Origin of the sequence: Sporolactobacillus sp. Y61, assembly GCF_040529185.1 — a bacterium.
GTDB lineage: Bacteria > Bacillota > Bacilli > Bacillales > Sporolactobacillaceae > Sporolactobacillus.
In genome coordinates this window covers 2,492,168-2,511,318 of the sequence record NZ_CP159510.1, presented here as the reverse complement: position 1 = coordinate 2,511,318, position 19,151 = coordinate 2,492,168, and the positions used below count along the sequence as shown (strand labels likewise).

The following is a 19,151-nucleotide window of genomic DNA, read 5'->3' as shown; positions in this document are numbered from 1 at the left end:
AAGTAAACAGGGAGGAACGAGTTATGGAAAATCGTCATCATAAGCTTGGTTTTTCCGATCAGGATGTTTTAAAAATGTACGAAATTATGCTGACTGCCCGGCGTATAGATGAACGGCTCTGGCTGCTTAATCGTGCCGGAAAGATCCCTTTTGTCGTCTCCTGTCAGGGACAGGAAGCGGCACAGGTTGGTGCGGCTTTAGCCCTGAATCGTGAGAAAGACTATGTCGCTCCTTACTACAGGGACTATGGTTTTGTGCTTGCATGGGGTATGACAGTTAAGGAAATGATGTTGAATAATTTTGCAAAAGCAGAGGATCCGAATTCGTCCGGCAGACAGATGCCCGGGCATTTCAGTTATAGAAAATTACGGATGCTGAGCCATTCTTCACCGGTAACAACGCAAAATCCTCATGCAGTCGGTATTGCCCTTGCTGCAAAACTTAAAGGGGATGACGTTGTCAGCTTTGTGACATTCGGTGAAGGGTCTTCCAATCAGGGAGATTTTCATGAAGCCTGTAATTTTGCCGGTGTACATAAACTCCCGGTCATTTTTATGTGTGAAAATAATCACTATGCGATTTCCGTTGGCCTGAAGCATCAGCTGGCCTGTGAACATGTCTCCGACCGGGCTGCCGGATACGGCATGTTCGGCAAAACATTTGACGGTAATGATCCTCTGGCTGCTTATGCGGCTGTTAAAGAAGCGGCGGATCGTGCCCACCGTGGAGAGGGACCATCACTTCTGGAAGCTGACTGCTACAGACTGACGCCGCATACAAGTGATGACAATGATATGACTTACCGGACAAAAGATGAGGTAGAAAAACATAAAAAATATGATGGCGTACTGACGTTTGCTTCCTATCTTCGTAAGCTCAATATACTGACTGAAGATGTAGAGAAAGAGATGGAAGAAAGGATTCGGAAAGAAATTGATGATGCGACAGACTATGCGGAAAGGGCCCCGTTTGCTGCGCCGGATACCCTGATGCATGACGTATATGAGGAAAAGGACTGAGGGGGGACAACGATGGCAGTCATTTCATATATAGAAGCAGTGACACAGGCACTTAAGGAAGAAATGGAACGGGATGAGAATGTTATCGTCATGGGTGAAGATGTCGGCAAACGAGGCGGCGTCTTCCAGGCGACGAAAGGATTATATGATGAATTCGGGGAAAAACGGGTCATTGATACGCCACTTGCTGAATCAGCAATTGTTGGTGTGGGTATTGGAGCAGCGATGTACGGACTGCGCCCTGTTGCCGAAATGCAGTTTTCCGACTTTATGTTACCGGCGACCAATCAGATTATATCAGAAGCGGCGAAATTGCGTTACCGGTCCAACAATGACTGGACGGCACCGATGACGATCCGTGCACCTTATGGCGGGGGTGTACATGGCGGGCTTTATCATTCACAGTCAATGGAGGCCATTTTTGCCAACGTACCCGGGCTGCAAATTGTCATGCCCTCAACCCCATACGATGTAAAAGGATTGTTGAAGGCTGCCATCCGCGATAATGATCCAGTGATCTTTTTTGAACATAAACGCGCCTATCGTTTAATCAAAGGCGAAGTGCCGGATAAGGATTATGTGCTGCCGATTGGTAAGGCGGACGTGAAACGGGAGGGGCATGACGTGACCGTTATTACCTATGGTCTGGCAGTCCATTTTGCTCTTCAGGCAGCAGAAAAGCTTGCAGAAACAGAAGGCATATCTACTCACATTCTCGATCTTCGTACGGTCTATCCTCTGGACAAGGAAGCCATCATCGATGCAGCGAAAAAGACGGGGAAAGTTCTCCTTATTACAGAAGATAATAAAGAAGGCAGTGTGATCAGTGAAGTTGCAGCCATCATCGCCGAACACTGTCTGTTTGATCTGGATGCACCGGTGCAGCGCCTTGCTGCCCCTGATGTTCCGGCTATGCCATATGCTTCGCCGCTGGAAAAACGGTTTTTACTGAATCCTGAGCAAGTGGAAAAGAGGATCCGCGATCTGGCGGAATTTTGAGGGAAAGGAGAGATAAGATGAATACCAGACAAATGGAAATGCCTCAGCTCGGAGAGAGCGTTACAGAAGGAACAATCAATCAGTGGCTCGTCTCCGCAGGGGATCAAGTCAGTAAGTATGACCCCATTGCTGAGGTGACAACAGATAAAGTAAATGCTGAAATCCCTTCGAGTTTCTCCGGAACCATTTCAGCCCTGCTCGTTGATGAGGGAGATACGCTTCCGGTTGGACAGCCAATCTGTACGATAGAGGTCGAAGGTACAGTTGCCGGGCAACAGCTGAAAGAAGGATCTTCATCCGCGGGAACTGATGGAAAACCAGAAGATGGCACGATGAAAAAACGCTATTCTCCAGCCGTACTCAAACTGGCACAGGATAACGATGTGGCACTGGAACAACTGACCGGAAGTGGAAGAGGCGGGAGAATTACCCGTAAAGACGTCGAAAAATATATCACTTCAAAAACGGATGAAAAAAGAGGCCCATTGCCTGAGAAAAAAATGGCGCAAAGTTTTTCAACTGCTCCGTCCCAGGGACAGAAGGTTGTGTCTGCTTCGCCGGTACGAAGTGATCCCGGAGATATCGATGTGCCCCTGACTGCGGTCCGGAAAACGATAGCGCATAACATGGTTCGCAGCAAGCATGAAATTCCACATGCATGGACCATGATCGAGGTGGATGTCACCAACCTGGTTAACTACAGGAACCAGGTCAAGAATATTTTTCATAAAAAGGAAGGCGCAAAGCTGACGTTTCTTCCATTCTTTATCAAAACGATTGTTGCTGCCTTAAAAGAGTATCCGCGCATGAACAGTACCTGGGCAGGAGACAAAATCATTGAAAAGCAGTCCGTTAATATTTCGCTTGCTGTTGCCTCGGACGATGCGCTTTATGTTCCAGTGATTCAGCATGCCGATGAACTGAGTATTAAAGGACTGGCAACTGCTGTTGACGACCTTGCCAGGCGTACACGTGAAAACAGACTGACACCGGACGATATGCAGGGCGGGACATTCACCGTAAATAATACCGGATCTTTCGGTTCCATCCAATCCCAGCCTATCATCAACTATCCGCAGGCAGCCATTCTTTCCATTGAGTCAATTGTCAAACGACCAGTTGTTGTGAATAACATGATTGCCATCCGCGATATGGTAAATCTGTGTATATCGATTGATCATCGGGTTCTTGACGGACTGATTACTGGTCAATTTCTGGCCCGGATCAAGGAACGCCTGGAAAATATTTCACCTGAAAATACACCTATATATTAATCCATATTCCCACATGAACCACATTCTGCCAGCTGGAGCAGAATGTGGTTTTTTAATGGATTATAAAGGCAGCCAGGGCTCATCCGGCGCCAGTAGCCTGGCTGCGCAAGTTTTTCTTTATATATTTTCTATATTTGCTGATCATGATTGCTGAACTGATGACTTTGCATTTGATCGAACCATTGAAAAATTGTACGCTATTAAATTAGAAGAAATAATCATCAGGCATGTAATATGATGTTCATATTAGTCTGACATGATGATACATAGACCTGTAAATAAAAGGGGAAGTGTCCTGATTGAATCAAATTCTGGTTGTTGATGATGATCCGAATATTAGAGAACTCGTTACGGTTTTCCTGCAGAATGAAGGGATGGCGTGTATCGAAGCGAGTAATGGAGAAGAGGCCCTTCACATTCTTAAGGCTGGTGCCATCGGTCTGATGATCATCGATATCATGATGCCACACATGGATGGCTGGACGCTATGTAAAAAGGTGAGAGGTTCCGGTGATCAGATTCCTGTTCTGATTCTTACTGCCAGGGGTGAGACGATGCAGAAAGTCAGAGGATTTCGCCTGGGGGCGGACGATTATCTCGTTAAACCTTTTGAACCGATAGAAATGGTGATGCGTGTTAAGGCACTGCTCAGACGCTACCAGGTTTCAGTTTCACAGTCCATTCATATCGGGAACATCACACTGGATCGGAAGTCCTATGAGGTCAGGTTGAGTAACCGAATCCTGACACTGCCTCTGAAGGAATTTGAATTACTTTTTATGCTGGCGGGCACACCGGGGCGCACCTATACCAGAGATGACCTGATTGAAAAGATCTGGGGTTATGATTACGAAGGGGACGAACGAACGGTTGATGTTCACATTAAGAGACTGCGTAAGCGATTTTCCGGACCGAATACCGGTTTTCAAATAAAAACAGTACGCGGTCTCGGTTACAGACTGGAAGAGTGCTGATGAAATATATAAGAATCTTCATATTCATTTGTACCCTTTTAACGATACTCAGTATATTTTGGGGCGGATTTTATTTTTTCATCGGATGGATCGCCGTAACTTATGACGTATCGCTTCATCCTTTATTTCATCATATCGTGAGCTCAATACTGGGCATCTCCCTGTTTTCTGCCCTCTGTATCCTGATCGGATATATTCTCAGGCCCAGAAAATTAAATTATTTTCAGGCGATGATTCAGGCCATGCAGCAAATGGCTAAAGGTAATTTCGAAATTCATCTGGATTTGCCGGATTTTATTCCGGGTCCTCCTTCAAAAAATAATCCGTTTATTCAGCTGGCCGACAATATGCATTATATGGCAAGAGAACTGGGGCAGCTGGAACGTCTTCGGCAGGAATTTATTTCAAACATCTCCCATGAGGTTCAGTCACCATTAACCTCTATAAAAGGATTTGCAAGAGCACTTGAGAACAATAATTTAACTGCAGAGAAAAGCCATCATTATTTGAATATTATTTTAACGGAAAGTGACCGACTGTCAAAACTGAGTGATAATCTGCTGAAACTGACGTCTCTTGAAAGTGGCAGGCATCCGGTTACGATGAAGCCATACAGGGTTGATCGACAGATCAGATCCGCCCTGCTCCCGTTTGAGCCGCAATGGACGGAGAAAAAGATACACATGAATATTCAGCTTCATCCTGTCACCATTACAGCTGATGGTGACCTGTTGGGACAGGTCTGGACAAATCTGATCCAGAACAGCTTGAAATTTACACACGTTGACGGGCACATATCCATTCACTTATTTCAAAAAAAGAATATGACTGTCTTTTGCATTTCGGATGATGGTATCGGAATCCGTGAGGAAGAAAGGCTGCACCTGTTTGAAAGGTTCTATAAAGCCGACCGGTCACGTAACCGGGAAGCAGGAGGGAACGGCCTGGGGCTTTCCATAGTAAAAAAGATCGTGGATGTACACCACGGGAAGATAGATGTAAAAAGTACATTTGGAAAAGGGACGACGGTTACGGTCAGATTTTTTAAAATGGGGACGGATGAGGCAGGTTTGCCCTGATACTTATCCGAAAGATCCGGCCAGTGCAACAATGACTCCTGCTACTGTTGACAGTAACAGAGCACCGATCATCACATAGATGACCATTTTAAATAGTTTTTTCTGCATAATTGATTCTCTTTCCTTATCAATGATCTCAACTCAAATTATTATAACCTGTATGCGCCGGTTTTTTCAATGTTGTCACGAACTGAATCTCAGACTTTGATATGATAAAATGAAAAGAAGAAGATAAAAAAATATCGCTTTTGGAAAGGTGATACGATTGATCAAAAGGGAACGTTTAATGAAAGTATTCCTGGAACTGATTAAAACGGATTCAGAAACGGGTCAAGAGAAGAAAATTTCCAATCTGCTGAAACATAAATTTTCTGACTTAGGTTTACGTGTTGAGGAAGATCAGGCAGGAAAAATAACAGGGCATCAGTCAGGGAATCTGATCTGTACACTTCCTGGTACAGCCGAAGGTACATCCATTTTCTTCGGTTGTCATATGGACACTGTCGTTCCCGGGAAAAAGATTCATCCGACGATAAAAGACGGTTATGTTGTGTCTGATGGAACAACGATTCTGGGAGCGGATGATAAAGCCGGACTGGCTGCATTAATCGAAGCCCTTTATGTTATCCGGGAGAAGGATATACCACATGCTCAGTTACAGGTTATTGTTACAGCAGGCGAGGAATCAGGACTTCTGGGGGCAAAAGCACTGGATACCCGGCTGATAAGATCTGAATATGGTTTTGAATTAGACAGCAGTGGACCTGTCGGTGACATCATTGTTGCGGCACCTTTCCAAACCAAATTTCAAGTCGGGCTCTTTGGAAAGCAGGCCCATGCAGGTGTTGCTCCGGAAAAGGGTCTATCGGCCATTACCATGGCCGCAAAAGCGATCTCAAAAATGCCGCTTGGACGGATTGATCCGGATACAACGGCGAATATTGGCCGATTTGAAGGCGGGACTTCAACGAATATAGTCTGCGATTATGTGCAGATACTTGCTGAAGCCAGATCGCTTGTTAAAGTAAAACTTGATGAACAGGTAAAGAAAATGGGTGAAGCCTTTCAAAAAACGGCTGAATACATGGGAGGACGGGCCGATGTTCAGTCGAATTTTATGTATCCGGGATATCATTTCGATGCTGAAGATGATCTGGTCCGACTTGCACAACGTGCGATCATATCAATCGATAAGAAACCTCGCCTGAAGAAAAGTGGAGGCGGTAGTGATGCGAATGTGCTTAACGGTAAGGGCATTCAAACAGTTAATCTTGCTGTCGGCTATGAGCATATACATACAACCAGAGAAAGAATGTCGGTCAGTGAATTGGAGAATACAAGCCGGTTAGTGCTCGCGCTGATTAAAGAAGCTGTCCATTAAAACAGAAGGAGGATGTCACATGGAAACGGCTCATATAAACAGGAAAGTCATCTTTCACATTGATATGAACAGTTTCTATGCCTCCGTTGAATTAGTCAATCATCCGGAATGGCGTGGAAAGCCGCTGGCTATTGCAGGAAAACCTGAAGAGAGGCATGGGATTATCGTAACGAGCAGTTACGAGGCCAGAAGACGAGGCGTTCGGACAACAATGACAGTTCAGGAAGCACGAAAAGTGTGTCCGGATCTGATTGTTAAGCATCCAGACTTTCATCTTTATCGTGCTGTTTCTGATACACTTTTTCATCTGTTAAAAAGCTGTACACCGGAAGTTGAGAAGGCTTCTATCGATGAAGGCTATATGGATGTGACGGATCTGATCGCTGACGGTCATCCACTTCGACTTGCCGGGAATTTACAGCACCGTATTTTTTCTGAACTAGGTCTTCCATGCAGTATTGGTATTGCTCCAAATAAATTTCTTGCTAAGATGGCTTCTAATATGAAAAAGCCAATGGGTATTACTGTTCTGCGAAAAAGGGATCTTGAGCAAAATATGTGGCCGCTTCCAATAGGAAAGATGCATGGCGTCGGACCCAGCACGGAAAAGCGTCTGCAGGCAATGGGGATTATGAAAATTGGTGATCTGGCTGCGACTGACCAGCGGATGCTATCCGGCAGATTGGGCATCACAGGGAGAAGGTTATGGGAACATGCACGGGGCATAGATCATCGACCAGTGGATCCTGACGCATGGGAACGTTTTAAAAGTATTGGCCATTCCGTCACTCTCCCACGTGATACCCGCTCTCTACAGCTTATTCAGGTAACTCTTGATCGTTTATCAGATAAGATTGCGAAAAAAATGAAAGAGAAGCACATCGTCGGCTATGGTTTGGAAGTTATGATCCGGTATCATGACTGGAAGACTGTGACGCGGCACGTCACAACAGTACAGCCCATTGCGTATAAGGAAGATATCCTGAGCAATGCACTTAGTCTGTTTAAGGCGCATTGGAACGGTAAAGCGGTAAGACTTCTTGGCGTCACTGTTTCTTCATTTCAGCCGACAGGAAAGGCAAATAAACAACTTGATCTTTTTACATATCAGGAGGATGCGGCCCGGGAGCCATTAATCAAACTGATCAATGCTGTGAATGCTAAATTTGGCAGTAAGGCACTGCAGACGGCTGCCAGCCTGATAAGTCAAAAGAAAAAATGAATATCAGAAAATCAAATTGAGCTTGAAAATGTTGCATAAATAAAAGGGTGGATGTCATGGATTTTACATTTCTGGGGACAGGAGCGGGCATGCCTGCCAAAGAACGAAATGTCACTTCACTGGCCGTGGGTTTTCCTGAATATGACGGAGATCTCTGGCTTTTTGATTGTGGCGAAGGAACGCAGCGACAGATTCTCTACTCGTCTGTAAAGCTGACGAGACTGTCTGTTATCTTTATCACACATCTGCATGGAGATCATATATTCGGCTTGCCGGGCATCCTTGGCAGCAGGTCATTTCAGGGGGCGGAATCGCCTTTATTGATCATCGGACCCAAGGGGATTAAAACCTTTATCGAGACGACGGTGGGGGTATCAGGAACGCATTTACATTATCCTGTCGATATCCGTGAAATTGAAAATTCAGGATGTATTTTTGAAAATCAGCATTTTTTTGTTGAAGCAGATCAATTGGATCATGGGATCATCAGTTATGGGTACAGGATTATAGAAAAAGATCAGCCGGGGGAATTGCTCGTTGATAAACTGAAGCAGATGGGTATCCAGCCAGGTCCCATTTACAAACAGTTTAAAATTTCGCCGCAAGTCACTCTTCCGGACGGGAGAACATTGAACAGTTCTGACTTTCTTGGGGAAACAAAAAAGGGTCGCAGGTTTGCCATTATAGGTGATACGCGTCCCTGCCGTGCAGCAGTAAAACTGGCGCAGGATGCCGAAATTGTTGTTCATGAAGCGACATTTCGTCATGAATCTTCCAGACTTGCCCATAACTATCATCATTCGACTTCTGTCCAGGCCGCTTCGATTGCCAGAAAAGCGGGTGCCTCTTTACTCATTCTGACCCATATCAGTTCAAGATATCAAAAATTGGAGCAGCAGAAATTGCTTAACGAGGCAAGACAGATATTTCCTGGCACGATGCTGGCTCATGATTTATGGGTTTATCAAACCAGCGCTAACCATCGCTCAGGCTAAAAGCAAATCGTTGACGCCGCCGAGGCACGGATTGCCTGATATTGAAAGATGCAAAGCTTCTGCAGAAAGAGCAGGTATAAAAAGGGATCTCCAGTAAGGAGATCCCTTTTTTAATGAATCATCTAAGAGTTTAAGCAGGTATCGTTATTCTTTTTCACCGTAGCCGTAAGTACCATGTTCACTGATATCAAGCCCGGCTTTTTCTGCTTCTGCAGAAACACGCAGGCCAACCGTTGCTTTGATAATGCTGAGCACGATCAGAGAAGCTACAGCAACGAATGCAAATGCTGCAACAACACCAAGTGCCTGCACGCCAAGCTGGGTCAGGCCGCCGCCATAGAACAGACCTGGTCTGCCGACGCCGGCGGTTTTAACGAGTTCCGGTGCGGCAAATAAGCCGGTTGAAAGTGTACCTATAACACCTGAGATACCATGTACGGAGAAAGCATAGATCGGATCATCCAGGCCTTTCTTTTCGAGAGCGATGGATGTCCAGTAAGTAAATGCACCGGCAAAAGCACCAATGACGACAGCAGCCCAGGGTTCAACAAATGCACAGGATGCGGTAATTGCAACCAGTGCGGCAAGAACGCCATTGCACATAGCCCCAATATCTGCCTTCTTTGACAGCGCTTTGGCTGCGGCAAGTGCACCTAATGCTCCGGATGCAGCTGCGAGGTTCGTCGTCAGAGCGACATAACCGAAGAACTGACCATTGCCTACACTGACCGTACTGCCGGCGTTAAATCCGAACCAGCCGATCCAAAGAATAAAGGTGCCTAGATAAACGAACGGGATGCTGTGTGCCGGCAGCGTATTTGGCTTTTTCCCTGTGAATTTGCCAATTCTTGGTCCGAGAAGCAATGTACCGATCAGTGCGGCAGTCGCACCTTGAAGGTGAACAACCGTAGAACCGGCAAAGTCCTGCATGCCGAGCGTGCTCAACCAGCCGCCGCCCCATACCCAGTGGCCGACAACAGGATAAATGATGGCAATAAATAAGGTACCGAAGATGAAGTAAACGGACAATTTAGCACGTTCTGCAAATCCGCCCCAGGCAATAGCAAGCGATACGGCTGCGAAAGCCATCTGGAATAAGAAAAAGATAGAATCATAGCCGCTTGGGACACCGCTGAGAAAGAAATCAGACAGACCGATGAAACTGTTGCCGTCTCCGAATGCAATTCCATATCCGACTGCCCAGTAAACAAGCGATGCTATCGCCAGGGTAATAATCTGTTTGCCGGTGATATGACCGGCATTTTTGCTTCGCAGAGATCCAGCTTCAAGAAAAGCGAAACCTGCCTGCATAAGAATGACCAGAATTGCCGAAAGCAAAATCCATAAAGAATCAGTGCTCAAAGTTAATTCCTTCATTTAGTTAAGGCTCCCCTCATTTAATATGGAATAATTATAACATAACGTGTCAGTAAATGTTACAGCTAAATTTTAAAAATATTCATTTATTTATGTAAGCCTTTACAATAGAAACATTTTGTTCAATATTAGTTTACCTGATTTATTCACCATTCATCGTTTCTTGAGATTTTTGTTTATCGGGACGAGGTTGCCTAATTTTGTCTACTTTTTCGCGTAAAACGTACTCGAAAGATTAATTTCTGAACTTTCGCTCAACAATGGACCGTTTTGAGATGGACTTTCCCCGTTGGCCTGATGAAAACGTTTTGATGCTACCAAACTGAGTGCCCTTTCACTATTCGATTTGAAGTTTTTGAATCCGTCCGAGTACTTTCCAGAGGAAGTCCTGATAGACAAAGCTGGAGGACAGCTTGAAATAAAGGGAGCGCCCCGACCTCACCAACTTACTGGCCACTTTCACGATCCGGGTTCGAATGGTTTCAATTTGCATGTTCTTCTGCCCCTCTGGAAACGTCAGTGTACGCATCCAGTTCGTTAAATTGTAGGCGATCAGGCTGAGCATCAATCGGCCTTCGTTAATTTCAAATTTGTGACTGGACAGTTGATCCAGACTGAATCCGGATTTGGCTTCCTTGATGTAGTTTTCCATGGTCCCTCGTTTCTGATAAGTCAGAACGACTTGTTTCGGGGAGAAGCATTCAACCAGATTGGTCACGATAAAGGTATGCGTGAAGAAGAGTTCGCTAGCCGGGCGAACCGATTGAACGATTACTTTTCTGGGCTTGTCCCAAGACTTCGCCTGGTACGCCATTTCTTCATAGTAACACTGGGTCTCCCCGGTCGACGCATCGTTGGGATGAAGCTCCTCAGCCATCCGCTGGAGTATGGCATTCGACTTCAGGCGAATCGCGTAGTAGACGGATTCTTCTTCGCACAGCTCGTAGAGCTCAGGCGTGGCAAAACCGCTGTCGCCACGAAGGAACGGCGTGGTTTCCGGAAAGTGCTCGTTGTAGTGTTCCAGAATCGGCCGAACAAAGTCCGCGACCCCATGAGAAGTATAGCGATTTCCGGGACGCAGTTTCGCCTTCAAAAAATCTCCCGTCGCCCCGTCGAACGCCACCAATGGATGGAAGCCGATGGTACCGTAATGTGCATTATAGTCTGAGGATTCCTGCTTGCCGTACGTATCGACGTGAGTGGAATCCAGGTCAATAATCAGTGCCCGGCTCTTGCGATATCGATGAACTTTGTCCAGTAATTTCTGATTGGCCACTGCGAGCTGATCAAGAGTATTCTGGTCGAAACGATAATAAAAGCGGGATAACGTCGGTTGTGACGCCAGTTTGGATGTTTCAACAACCTGGGTAAACACGGGATCATGAATCAATGCATCGGCTGAGTCATCCTCGGAGTAACCGGCCAGCAGCTGATAGATCTTCTGGCGAAAGAGTTTTGCGTTGGAATAGAACGGACTCTTGCGCGAATCATTCAGTATCAAATGGCGTTCAAACGTCTTTGAGAAACCGATTTTCTCGTCAAACTCCTTAAAAAGCAGTTGACCGCTATCTGAAGAAAGTTCACCACCATCGTTTGATAGTTTGATTTTTCGATTGAAATCTAACGTGATTTGCGATAAAGTAGTCATCATAAAGGATCCTCTCTGGTGTTGTGGTGACTTAATTTTACCAGATTTGGATCCTTTTTGCGTGCACTTTTTTCATGCACAGGGTGTAATCGAGAAAAGTGATCAGATCAAGCATCTGAGCGTTTTGGAGAAATTCTGTGAATAAACTAGGGTTTATTATTTTAAATGTACGGATTCGGAAAATGATGATTCGTTTTCCATTAAGGATGGCACATTATATCATGAAAAAAACAGCCACCAGGAAAGAGGTGTTCAGGTCGATGATGAAAGAAAAAATCGTTGTCATTACAGGTGCGTCGAGCGGGGTAGGGAAGGAAACAGCCTTTCGCTGTTCGGCGGCGGGAGCGAAAACAATTTTAATCAGCAGAAATGAAGAGAAATTAATGAAAGTGTGTAAAAAAATCAGTCTTCAGAAAGGACAGGCGGATTATTATACATTGGATGTCGGTCATCCGGAAGAAGTCAAGGTCATATTTAACAGGATTATGGATAAATATGGAAGAGTAGATATCCTCATAAACTGCGCCGGATTTGGCCGGTTTGAACCCTTTGTTTCATCGACAATAAAAGATGCAGAGCGCATGTTTTCTGTTAATGTCATTGGGACGATGTCATGCACACACGCTGTTCTCCCACAAATGCTGGCCCGTCGATCGGGTCATATCGTCAATGTTGCTTCAATTGCCGGGAAACTGGCGACAGCAAAATCGTCGGTCTACTCCGCAACAAAACATGCGATTATCGGATTTTCAAATGCATTGAGACTTGAAACTGCCGATTATGGCGTCAATGTATCGGTCATTAATCCTGGACCGATCCGGACTCATTTTTTTCAGAGGGCGGATCCTGAAGGAAGTTATTCGGCAAAAATCGATCGGTTTATGCTGGATGCGGAATTTGTTGCTGAAAAAATTATTCAAGCAATAGAAGAACGGAAACGGGAAATTAATATTCCGTGGTATATGGGTCTGGGGGCGAAATTTTATCAGTGGTTCCCGCGTATTTCTGAACGCCTGGGCGGTCGGTGGATGAAGATGAAATGATGGAAATTTTTTTTGCAAATCATGTTGAAATAGGCTATTATAAATATGTAAGAAAACGCTTACATCTCGGGCAACTATGGCTGATATGAAGCAATAAGCAACAATATGACGGGAGGAGTCAGAATGCAAGCAGGTACAAAGGCATCCGCAAAAGACATGACCGTTGAAAAAGCGAAATGGGTTTACAAAAAAATGCAGGAAATCCGTCAGTTTGAAAATACCGTACATGGTATTTTTGAAAAGGGCGAAATTCCGGGATTTGTGCATCTTTATGCAGGTGAGGAAGCTGTAGCTGTCGGTGTTTGCGCTCATTTGACAGACAGTGACAGTATCACAAGTACCCACCGCGGGCACGGACACTGTATCGCAAAAGGCTGTGATCTTGATGGCATGATGGCTGAAATATTCGGCAGGTCAACGGGGCTTTGTAAAGGCAAAGGCGGGTCGATGCATATTGCAGATGTGTCAAAAGGCATGCTTGGTGCGAATGGTATAGTCGGTGCCGGGTTGCCGCTTTCAATTGGTGCCGGACTTACTGCAAAAGTGAAAAAAACGGACAATGTCGCTGTCTGCTTCTTCGGAGACGGTGCGAGCAATCATGGTACGTTCCATGAAGCAATCAATATAGCGGCTATCTGGAAACTCCCGGTCATTTTTGTCAATGAAAACAACGGTTTTGGTGAGGCATCAACCTTTGATTATGCCTCCGCCTGTGATCGTGTTTCCGATTTCGCCAAAGTATATAAAATTGCCGGAGAAACAGTTGACGGCCGTGATGTACAGGCCGTCTATAAAGCTGCCGGAAAAGCGGTCGAACGTGCCAGAAGCGGTAAGGGGCCAACGATTCTTGAATGCCTGACTTATCGCGACTACGGACATTTCGAAGGAGATACTCAGACGTATAAGAACAAAGAAGTACAGGAACGTGCACTAAATGAGGATGATCCGATCCGTATATTTGAAGAGCATGCCAAATCATCGAAGCTGCTGAGTGAAAAAGAAATTAAGGACATCGGTGCGGAAGTTAAAGCAGAAATCGACCATGCCGTTAAATTCGCTGAGAGTAGTCCATTCCCGGACGCCTCGCAATTAACGACGGATGTATACGTTTCCTATTGATTTTCGGAAAATATATGGAGGTGAGCATTGTGACTGTTAAAATGAGTTATTCAGATGCGATCAATGATGCCATACGTCTTGCCATGCGAAAAGATGAAAACGTTGTCTTGATGGGTGAAGACGTTGCCGGCGGTGCAGAGGTTGATCATTTACAGGATGAAGGTGCCTGGGGTGGCGTTTTCGGTGTATCAAAAGGAATTGTTGAAGAATTCGGCCGTAACAGAGTCCTCGACACACCTATTGCTGAGGCTGGATATATGGGCGCAGCTGTTTCAGCTGCTGTCACAGGACTTCGCCCGATCTCGGAATTAATGTTCAACGATTTCATTGGAAGCTGTCTGGATGAAGTTATGAATCAGGCTGCAAAATTCCATTATATGTTTGGCGGAAAAGCCAGGGTACCACTTACAATTCGTACGATAGATGGTGCGGGGTTCAATGCTGCAGCGCAACATTCCCAGAGCCTGTACGCGCTTTTTACACACATTCCCGGACTGAAAGTCGCCGTACCAAGCAGTCCAAATGATGTAAAAGGGCTGCTTCTGAGTGCCATTTTCGATGATGATCCGGTGATCGTTTTTGAAGATAAAACCCTGTACGCAAAGAAGGGGCAGGTTGAAGAAGGGTTCTTCACCATTCCTCTTGGGAAGGCAGAAATTAAACGCCCAGGTAAGGATCTTACAATCGTTGCTATAGGGAAACAGGTCTATACTGCTTTGGATGCAGCTGACCAGCTCGCAAAGGAAGGGTTTGAAACTGAAGTCATCGATCCAAGGACCCTGTCCCCGCTTGATGAGGAGACGATCCTTCAATCTGTCATGAAAACCGGGCGCCTGATTATTGTGGATGAGGCATATCCGCGATGCAGCGCAGCAACAGATATTGCAGCAATTGTGGGAGACAAAGCATTTGACTATCTTGATGCTCCGATCAAGCGCGTGACCGCACCACACAGCCCTGTGCCCTTCTCTCCACCACTTGAAAAGCTATATTTGCCTTCGCCTGAAAAAATTATCAAAGCATTCAGAGAGATGGTTGGGGACAAAGTATTCACAACTGCGTGAAAAGGTGACAGCTTTCTTTGAAGGACGGGCGCCGGCTGACTTTGTTGGTGGCCGACCAGCCCGCCTTTTCCTTATACTGGAAAGGAGTGGCATCAATGGCTACTGAGATAATTATGCCAAAAATGGGAATGGGAATGGATGAAGGAACAGTTGTAGAATGGCTGAAGCATAAGGGCGATCCTGTAAAAAAGGGAGAATCCGTTGTTTCAATCAGTTCAGATAAAATAGAGAAGGATATAGAGGCACCGGCTGACGGCTTTCTCATTGATATTGAAGCAGGAGAAGATGCCGTCGTCCCTATAGGTCAGCCCCTTGGTTATATTGGCCAGAATGGAGAAACGGTTGCGACACAGGAGCAGAGTGCCGTTGTTGAGAAAACGGAACCCGCTTCTCCGGTTTCTGAAGTCTCTCCTAAAGTCTCTCCTGCCATGGCATCTGAAAAACCGGTTGCCGTTCCCGAGCAGCCCAGACTGAGGGTTTCACCGGCTGCACGGAAATTGGCGAAAACGGAAAACATTGATCTGAATACCGTAACAGGCACCGGTCCGATGGGAAGAATCACTAAAGCTGATGTGGCCGGAGCGATTAAAAACAAGGTCAATAAACCTGCAAGTACACCTTCTGCCAGTGAAGTGAAACCGGCAGCAAAGCCGGAAGCTGCGGGCAACTCACGAAAAGTAACCGGCATGAGAAAAGTAATTGCACAGCGTATGTATGACAGCTTGCAGAAGACAGCCCAGCTGACCCTTCAATCTACTGCCGATGTAACTGATTTAATTGCATTCCAGAAAGAAGCAAGGGAAGCCTACCAGATTAATGATGAAGTACGGTTGACCATTACAGACTTTATTGCAAAAGCGGCTATTCAGGCTTTACTGGATTATAAAAAGATGAACAGTCTTTATGAAGGAAATACCATCACAACTTATGACAGCGTCAATCTTGGTGTTGCTGTAGCCTTGGATGAGGGACTTGTTGTTCCTGTTATAAAAGATGCAGATAAGAAATCAATCAGTGCCATTTCAAGAGAAATCAGAAGAGCAAGTAAAGCTGCACGTGGGGGTGCGATGGATCGTCTCCAGCTTAGCGGATCCACCTTTACGGTGACCTCACTTGGAACGTATGGTATCGGATTCTTTACGCCGGTTCTCAATCCCCCTGAAATTGGGATATTAGGTGTCGGAACGATCAGTGATCAGCCCGTATATATTGGAGACGCATTGCAGAGACGAAGTGTATTACCTTTAAGTCTTACTTTTGATCATCGGGCTATAGACGGCGCACAGGCCGCTGAATTCCTGTCTGCTGTAAAGAAAAATCTTGAGGCACCTCTTAAACTGGTTCTATGATTCTGTAAAGTAAAAAAATATCAGCCTCAGGCCAGCTTCCGTTACATGGGAAGCTGTTTTTTTTACATGTATGTGCACGGATTGATGGATAAAAGACCGGAAAATAGGTTACAATATTGGCAGGACTTGCTAAATAATCTTAGAGATTAGGTTATGACATTCGAAATCAATCATAACGATAAGGGGAACATGTATGCCGAATTCGAGATATTTCAGATTCTTTGTCTGGCTGTTGCTGATTCTGGTCATTTTAATGGTCGGATCGAAGCTGACGTTTATTTTACAACCCATAGGCGTTTTGTTTACGTCTCTTGCAGCTCCGCTTATTATTTCGGGTCTTCTTTACTATCTGTTAAGGCCGCTGGTAAAGGGGCTCGTTCGTCTGAAGATCCCGAAAATGATCGCCATACTTATCATCTATCTGATCGTGCTCAGTCTGATTACCATGCTGATCATCTGGGTCGGCCCTATTCTTTATAATCAGTTCCTTTCCCTGATCACGGGCATGCCTGGCCTCGTTCAGCAGCTTGGCAATCAAATGAATAAATTTCAGTACAGTGAATTGTTTGACCGACTCAATTTGAACGAAATTTCGTATGTCGATATCACGAACAGATTTTCAAATTCGCTGACTTCAATAGCAAGTTCAATTGGAAATAATATCCTGAATATTATTCAGTCGGTAACCGGTACGATACTGATTATTGCTACTGTTCCCTTTATCTTATTTTATCTGCTTAAAGACGGCGACAGGCTGTCCGCCAGCGTCTTAACGCTCATTCCCAAAGAACACAGGGGTAAAGCAAAGGAAATCCTCAGGGATATGGATGAAGCACTGAGCGGATACATTCAAGGACAGATGATCGTCCTGATGTTTGATTTTATTTTAATTTACATCTGGTATCTGATCATCGGCCTGAACTATTCTCTGGTTCTTGCACTTATTATTCTTTTTACAAATCTGATTCCATTTATCGGATCGTTTATTGCAACGGTTCCCGCTGCCATCGTTGCATTCATTCAGGAGCCGGTTCTTGCTATCTATGTCATTGCCGGAGTTATCGTCGTCCAGCAGATTGAAGGGAATGTCATTTCACCTATGGTGATGGGAAGGAAACTTGATGTACATCCGCTGACCATTATTTGTCTGCTGCTTGTCGCAGGTAACCTCGCCGGGATCATTGGTATGATTCTTGCGATACCGTTCTATGCTGTATGCAAAGTGATCGTCACCAGAGTCTATAAATTAATACAGTTGAGAAAAAGATGAAACAGTGAATGGAAATCTCTTATGTTCCGGTATCATTCAAAGGGTCTGAAACAGGTGGGTGTAGAAGAAAATGGGATATATAGAAGAAATACGCTCGATGGTCGGTCACCGGCCACTGATTCTTGTCGGAGCAGTTGCCGTGATCAGTAATTCAAAGGGACACATTCTGCTGCAGAAACGCCGCTATCCGGAAAATACGTGGGGACTGCCCGGTGGCTTAATGGAGCCTGGTGAATCTTCAGAAGAAACGGCGATGCGTGAAGTCAGGGAAGAGACTGGTTTGACAATTGATCGGCTGAAGCTTGCTGGTGTCTTTTCTGGTGCAAATATGTATGCCATTGCAGAGAACGGTGATCAGTTTTATCCTGTAACCATCGCTTATCAGACAAGTGATTACAAGGGTGAACTCATCATGGATCCGGCAGAATCTGTTTCATTTGCTTTTATGAATCCGGATGATTTACCAGAGAAAATGTTAAAGAACCACAGAAAAATTCTGAATGAAATCTTAACAGAAGATTAAAAAAAGGACCGGTTTTTCCGACCCTCTTTTTAATCTCCACGTCAATTATTTTATGGCTGTTTCAAGAGCAATTCTGATCATATCATTGAAGGTTGTCTGCCTTTCTGCGGCAGTTGTATCTTCACTAGTGAATATGTGATCACTGACCGTCAGAATCGTTAAGGCCCGTGCACCATATTTTGCAGCTAAAGTGTAAAGTGCTGTAGTTTCCATTTCTACGGCAAGAACGCCATAATCAGCCAGTTTTTTCATGATATCCATCGTGTCACGATAGAACACATCTGCAGAAAGAATATTACCGGCTCGGAGATTAACTCCCATTTCTTTTCCCAAGTGATAAGCCGTGTTTAGCAGTTCAAAGTTGGCTGTAGGAGCAAAATCCATATTCGGGAACACGGTATGATTGATTGCTGAATCCGTTGTTGCAGACATAGCTAAAATTACATCCCGAACATGAATATCCTTCTGTATCCCGCCGCATGTCCCGACACGAATCAGGTTCCTGACGCCATAATCCCGAATCAGTTCGTTCACATAAATAGATATTGAGGGAATACCCATCCCTGTTCCCTGAACAGAAATACGCTTCCCTTTGTAGGTCCCCGTAAACCCCAGCATACCTCTGACCTGATTATACTGAACGGAATTTTCAAGATATGTGTCGGCGATATATTTCGCACGGAGCGGATCACCGGGCAGCAAAATACTGTCGGCGATTTCACCTGGCTTTGCCTCGATATGAATACTCATAGTTATCCCCCTTGTGTTTATGTAACCTTTTTTATTTTAGCACGACCGGCGACCTGTGTGATGAT

18 protein-coding genes are annotated in these 19,151 nt (G+C 45.2%); 14 read left to right on the top strand and 4 right to left on the bottom strand.

From position 1 onward, the window contains the following. The first annotated feature begins 23 nt into the window (after positions 1 to 23). The 5 genes from ABNN70_RS11915 to ABNN70_RS11895 all read left to right on the top strand — a co-directional run bounded on the left by ABNN70_RS11915 (position 24) and on the right by ABNN70_RS11895 (position 5,345). Complete coding sequence (locus tag ABNN70_RS11915) at positions 24 to 1,019, top strand: thiamine pyrophosphate-dependent dehydrogenase E1 component subunit alpha (RefSeq protein ID WP_353947911.1); 996 nt, start codon at positions 24 to 26, stop codon at positions 1,017 to 1,019. 12 nt (positions 1,020 to 1,031) lie between these two features. Next, positions 1,032 to 2,018, top strand: a complete 987-nt coding sequence (locus ABNN70_RS11910) for an alpha-ketoacid dehydrogenase subunit beta (RefSeq protein WP_353947910.1) — start codon at positions 1,032 to 1,034, stop codon at positions 2,016 to 2,018. 17 nt (positions 2,019 to 2,035) lie between these two features. Further along, on the top strand, positions 2,036 to 3,292 hold the full coding sequence (locus ABNN70_RS11905) for a dihydrolipoamide acetyltransferase family protein (RefSeq protein ID WP_353947909.1): 1,257 nt from the start codon (positions 2,036 to 2,038) through the stop codon (positions 3,290 to 3,292). Positions 3,293 to 3,591: 299 nt separating this feature from the next. Beyond that, positions 3,592 to 4,266: a response regulator transcription factor gene (locus ABNN70_RS11900; protein WP_353947908.1), complete on the top strand. Its 675-nt coding sequence runs from the start codon at positions 3,592 to 3,594 to the stop codon at positions 4,264 to 4,266. Beyond that, a complete protein-coding gene (locus ABNN70_RS11895; RefSeq protein ID WP_129928887.1) occupies positions 4,266 to 5,345 on the top strand; it encodes a HAMP domain-containing sensor histidine kinase in 1,080 nt (359 codons plus the stop codon). The genes ABNN70_RS11900 and ABNN70_RS11895 overlap by 1 nt, the downstream gene beginning before the upstream one ends. A gap of 3 nt (positions 5,346 to 5,348) precedes the next feature. Here the strand turns inward: ABNN70_RS11895 and prli42 are convergent, their stop codons facing one another. After that, on the bottom strand, positions 5,349 to 5,453 hold the full coding sequence (gene prli42, locus ABNN70_RS11890; protein ID WP_165364242.1) for a stressosome-associated protein Prli42: 105 nt from the start codon (positions 5,451 to 5,453) through the stop codon (positions 5,349 to 5,351). Positions 5,454 to 5,610: 157 nt separating this feature from the next. Here prli42 and ABNN70_RS11885 point away from each other — a divergent pair, with 157 nt between their 5' ends. The 3 genes from ABNN70_RS11885 to rnz are packed head-to-tail and all read left to right on the top strand — an operon-like array spanning position 5,611 to position 8,943. Then, positions 5,611 to 6,726 carry a M20/M25/M40 family metallo-hydrolase gene (locus ABNN70_RS11885; RefSeq protein ID WP_129928888.1) on the top strand — a complete coding sequence of 372 codons (1,116 nt, stop codon included), beginning with the start codon at positions 5,611 to 5,613 and terminating at the stop codon, positions 6,724 to 6,726. 19 nt (positions 6,727 to 6,745) lie between these two features. Beyond that, entirely contained in the window at positions 6,746 to 7,948 is a 1,203-nt protein-coding gene (locus ABNN70_RS11880; protein ID WP_129928889.1) for a DNA polymerase IV, read from the top strand. Positions 7,949 to 8,004: 56 nt separating this feature from the next. Then, entirely contained in the window at positions 8,005 to 8,943 is a 939-nt protein-coding gene (gene rnz, locus ABNN70_RS11875) for a ribonuclease Z (RefSeq protein WP_353947907.1), read from the top strand. Between the two features lie 144 nt (positions 8,944 to 9,087). On the opposite strand, the gene ABNN70_RS11870 is transcribed toward rnz, so the two are convergent. Both ABNN70_RS11870 and ABNN70_RS11865 read right to left on the bottom strand, forming a co-directional pair. Then, positions 9,088 to 10,320: an ammonium transporter gene (locus ABNN70_RS11870; RefSeq protein WP_353947906.1), complete on the bottom strand. Its 1,233-nt coding sequence runs from the start codon at positions 10,318 to 10,320 to the stop codon at positions 9,088 to 9,090. A gap of 337 nt (positions 10,321 to 10,657) precedes the next feature. Then, entirely contained in the window at positions 10,658 to 11,968 is a 1,311-nt protein-coding gene (locus ABNN70_RS11865; protein ID WP_353949386.1) for an IS1380 family transposase, read from the bottom strand. A 260-nt stretch (positions 11,969 to 12,228) separates the two neighbouring features. On the opposite strand from ABNN70_RS11865, the gene ABNN70_RS11860 reads away from it, so the two are divergent. From ABNN70_RS11860 to ABNN70_RS11835, 6 genes are all read left to right on the top strand, one after another. Next, the gene (locus ABNN70_RS11860) at positions 12,229 to 13,011 is read left to right on the top strand and encodes an SDR family oxidoreductase (protein WP_353947905.1); all 783 of its coding nucleotides are present in this window, start codon (positions 12,229 to 12,231) and stop codon (positions 13,009 to 13,011) included. A 123-nt stretch (positions 13,012 to 13,134) separates the two neighbouring features. Further along, positions 13,135 to 14,130, top strand: a complete 996-nt coding sequence (locus ABNN70_RS11855) for a thiamine pyrophosphate-dependent dehydrogenase E1 component subunit alpha (protein WP_129928892.1) — start codon at positions 13,135 to 13,137, stop codon at positions 14,128 to 14,130. A 29-nt stretch (positions 14,131 to 14,159) separates the two neighbouring features. Next, positions 14,160 to 15,194 carry an alpha-ketoacid dehydrogenase subunit beta gene (locus tag ABNN70_RS11850; protein WP_129928893.1) on the top strand — a complete coding sequence of 345 codons (1,035 nt, stop codon included), beginning with the start codon at positions 14,160 to 14,162 and terminating at the stop codon, positions 15,192 to 15,194. Between the two features lie 95 nt (positions 15,195 to 15,289). Continuing rightward, positions 15,290 to 16,543, top strand: coding sequence for a dihydrolipoamide acetyltransferase family protein (locus ABNN70_RS11845; protein WP_353947904.1), 1,254 nt, complete (start codon positions 15,290 to 15,292; stop codon positions 16,541 to 16,543). A 193-nt stretch (positions 16,544 to 16,736) separates the two neighbouring features. Further along, positions 16,737 to 17,813 (top strand): AI-2E family transporter, encoded by a 1,077-nt coding sequence (locus ABNN70_RS11840; RefSeq protein ID WP_129928895.1) that lies wholly within the window; start codon positions 16,737 to 16,739, stop codon positions 17,811 to 17,813. A gap of 70 nt (positions 17,814 to 17,883) precedes the next feature. Then, positions 17,884 to 18,336, top strand: coding sequence for an NUDIX hydrolase (locus ABNN70_RS11835; protein WP_353947903.1), 453 nt, complete (start codon positions 17,884 to 17,886; stop codon positions 18,334 to 18,336). Positions 18,337 to 18,381: 45 nt separating this feature from the next. Here the strand turns inward: ABNN70_RS11835 and deoD are convergent, their stop codons facing one another. Next, positions 18,382 to 19,086, bottom strand: coding sequence for a purine-nucleoside phosphorylase (gene deoD, locus ABNN70_RS11830; RefSeq protein WP_353947902.1), 705 nt, complete (start codon positions 19,084 to 19,086; stop codon positions 18,382 to 18,384). Between the last annotated feature and the right edge of the window lie 65 nt (positions 19,087 to 19,151).

Coding starts and splice junctions, on each gene's coding strand:
- rnz (WP_353947907.1), top strand. CDS start 8,005: ATGGATTTTACATTTCTGGGGACAGGAGCGGGCATGCCTGCCAAAGAA.
- ABNN70_RS11915 (WP_353947911.1), top strand. CDS start 24: ATGGAAAATCGTCATCATAAGCTTGGTTTTTCCGATCAGGATGTTTTA.
- prli42 (WP_165364242.1), bottom strand. CDS start 5,453: ATGCAGAAAAAACTATTTAAAATGGTCATCTATGTGATGATCGGTGCT.
- ABNN70_RS11865 (WP_353949386.1), bottom strand. CDS start 11,968: ATGACTACTTTATCGCAAATCACGTTAGATTTCAATCGAAAAATCAAA.
- ABNN70_RS11870 (WP_353947906.1), bottom strand. CDS start 10,320: ATGAAGGAATTAACTTTGAGCACTGATTCTTTATGGATTTTGCTTTCG.
- ABNN70_RS11905 (WP_353947909.1), top strand. CDS start 2,036: ATGAATACCAGACAAATGGAAATGCCTCAGCTCGGAGAGAGCGTTACA.
- deoD (WP_353947902.1), bottom strand. CDS start 19,086: ATGAGTATTCATATCGAGGCAAAGCCAGGTGAAATCGCCGACAGTATT.
- ABNN70_RS11860 (WP_353947905.1), top strand. CDS start 12,229: ATGATGAAAGAAAAAATCGTTGTCATTACAGGTGCGTCGAGCGGGGTA.
- ABNN70_RS11835 (WP_353947903.1), top strand. CDS start 17,884: ATGGGATATATAGAAGAAATACGCTCGATGGTCGGTCACCGGCCACTG.
- ABNN70_RS11845 (WP_353947904.1), top strand. CDS start 15,290: ATGGCTACTGAGATAATTATGCCAAAAATGGGAATGGGAATGGATGAA.
- ABNN70_RS11880 (WP_129928889.1), top strand. CDS start 6,746: ATGGAAACGGCTCATATAAACAGGAAAGTCATCTTTCACATTGATATG.
- ABNN70_RS11910 (WP_353947910.1), top strand. CDS start 1,032: ATGGCAGTCATTTCATATATAGAAGCAGTGACACAGGCACTTAAGGAA.
- ABNN70_RS11855 (WP_129928892.1), top strand. CDS start 13,135: ATGCAAGCAGGTACAAAGGCATCCGCAAAAGACATGACCGTTGAAAAA.
- ABNN70_RS11840 (WP_129928895.1), top strand. CDS start 16,737: ATGCCGAATTCGAGATATTTCAGATTCTTTGTCTGGCTGTTGCTGATT.
- ABNN70_RS11895 (WP_129928887.1), top strand. CDS start 4,266: ATGAAATATATAAGAATCTTCATATTCATTTGTACCCTTTTAACGATA.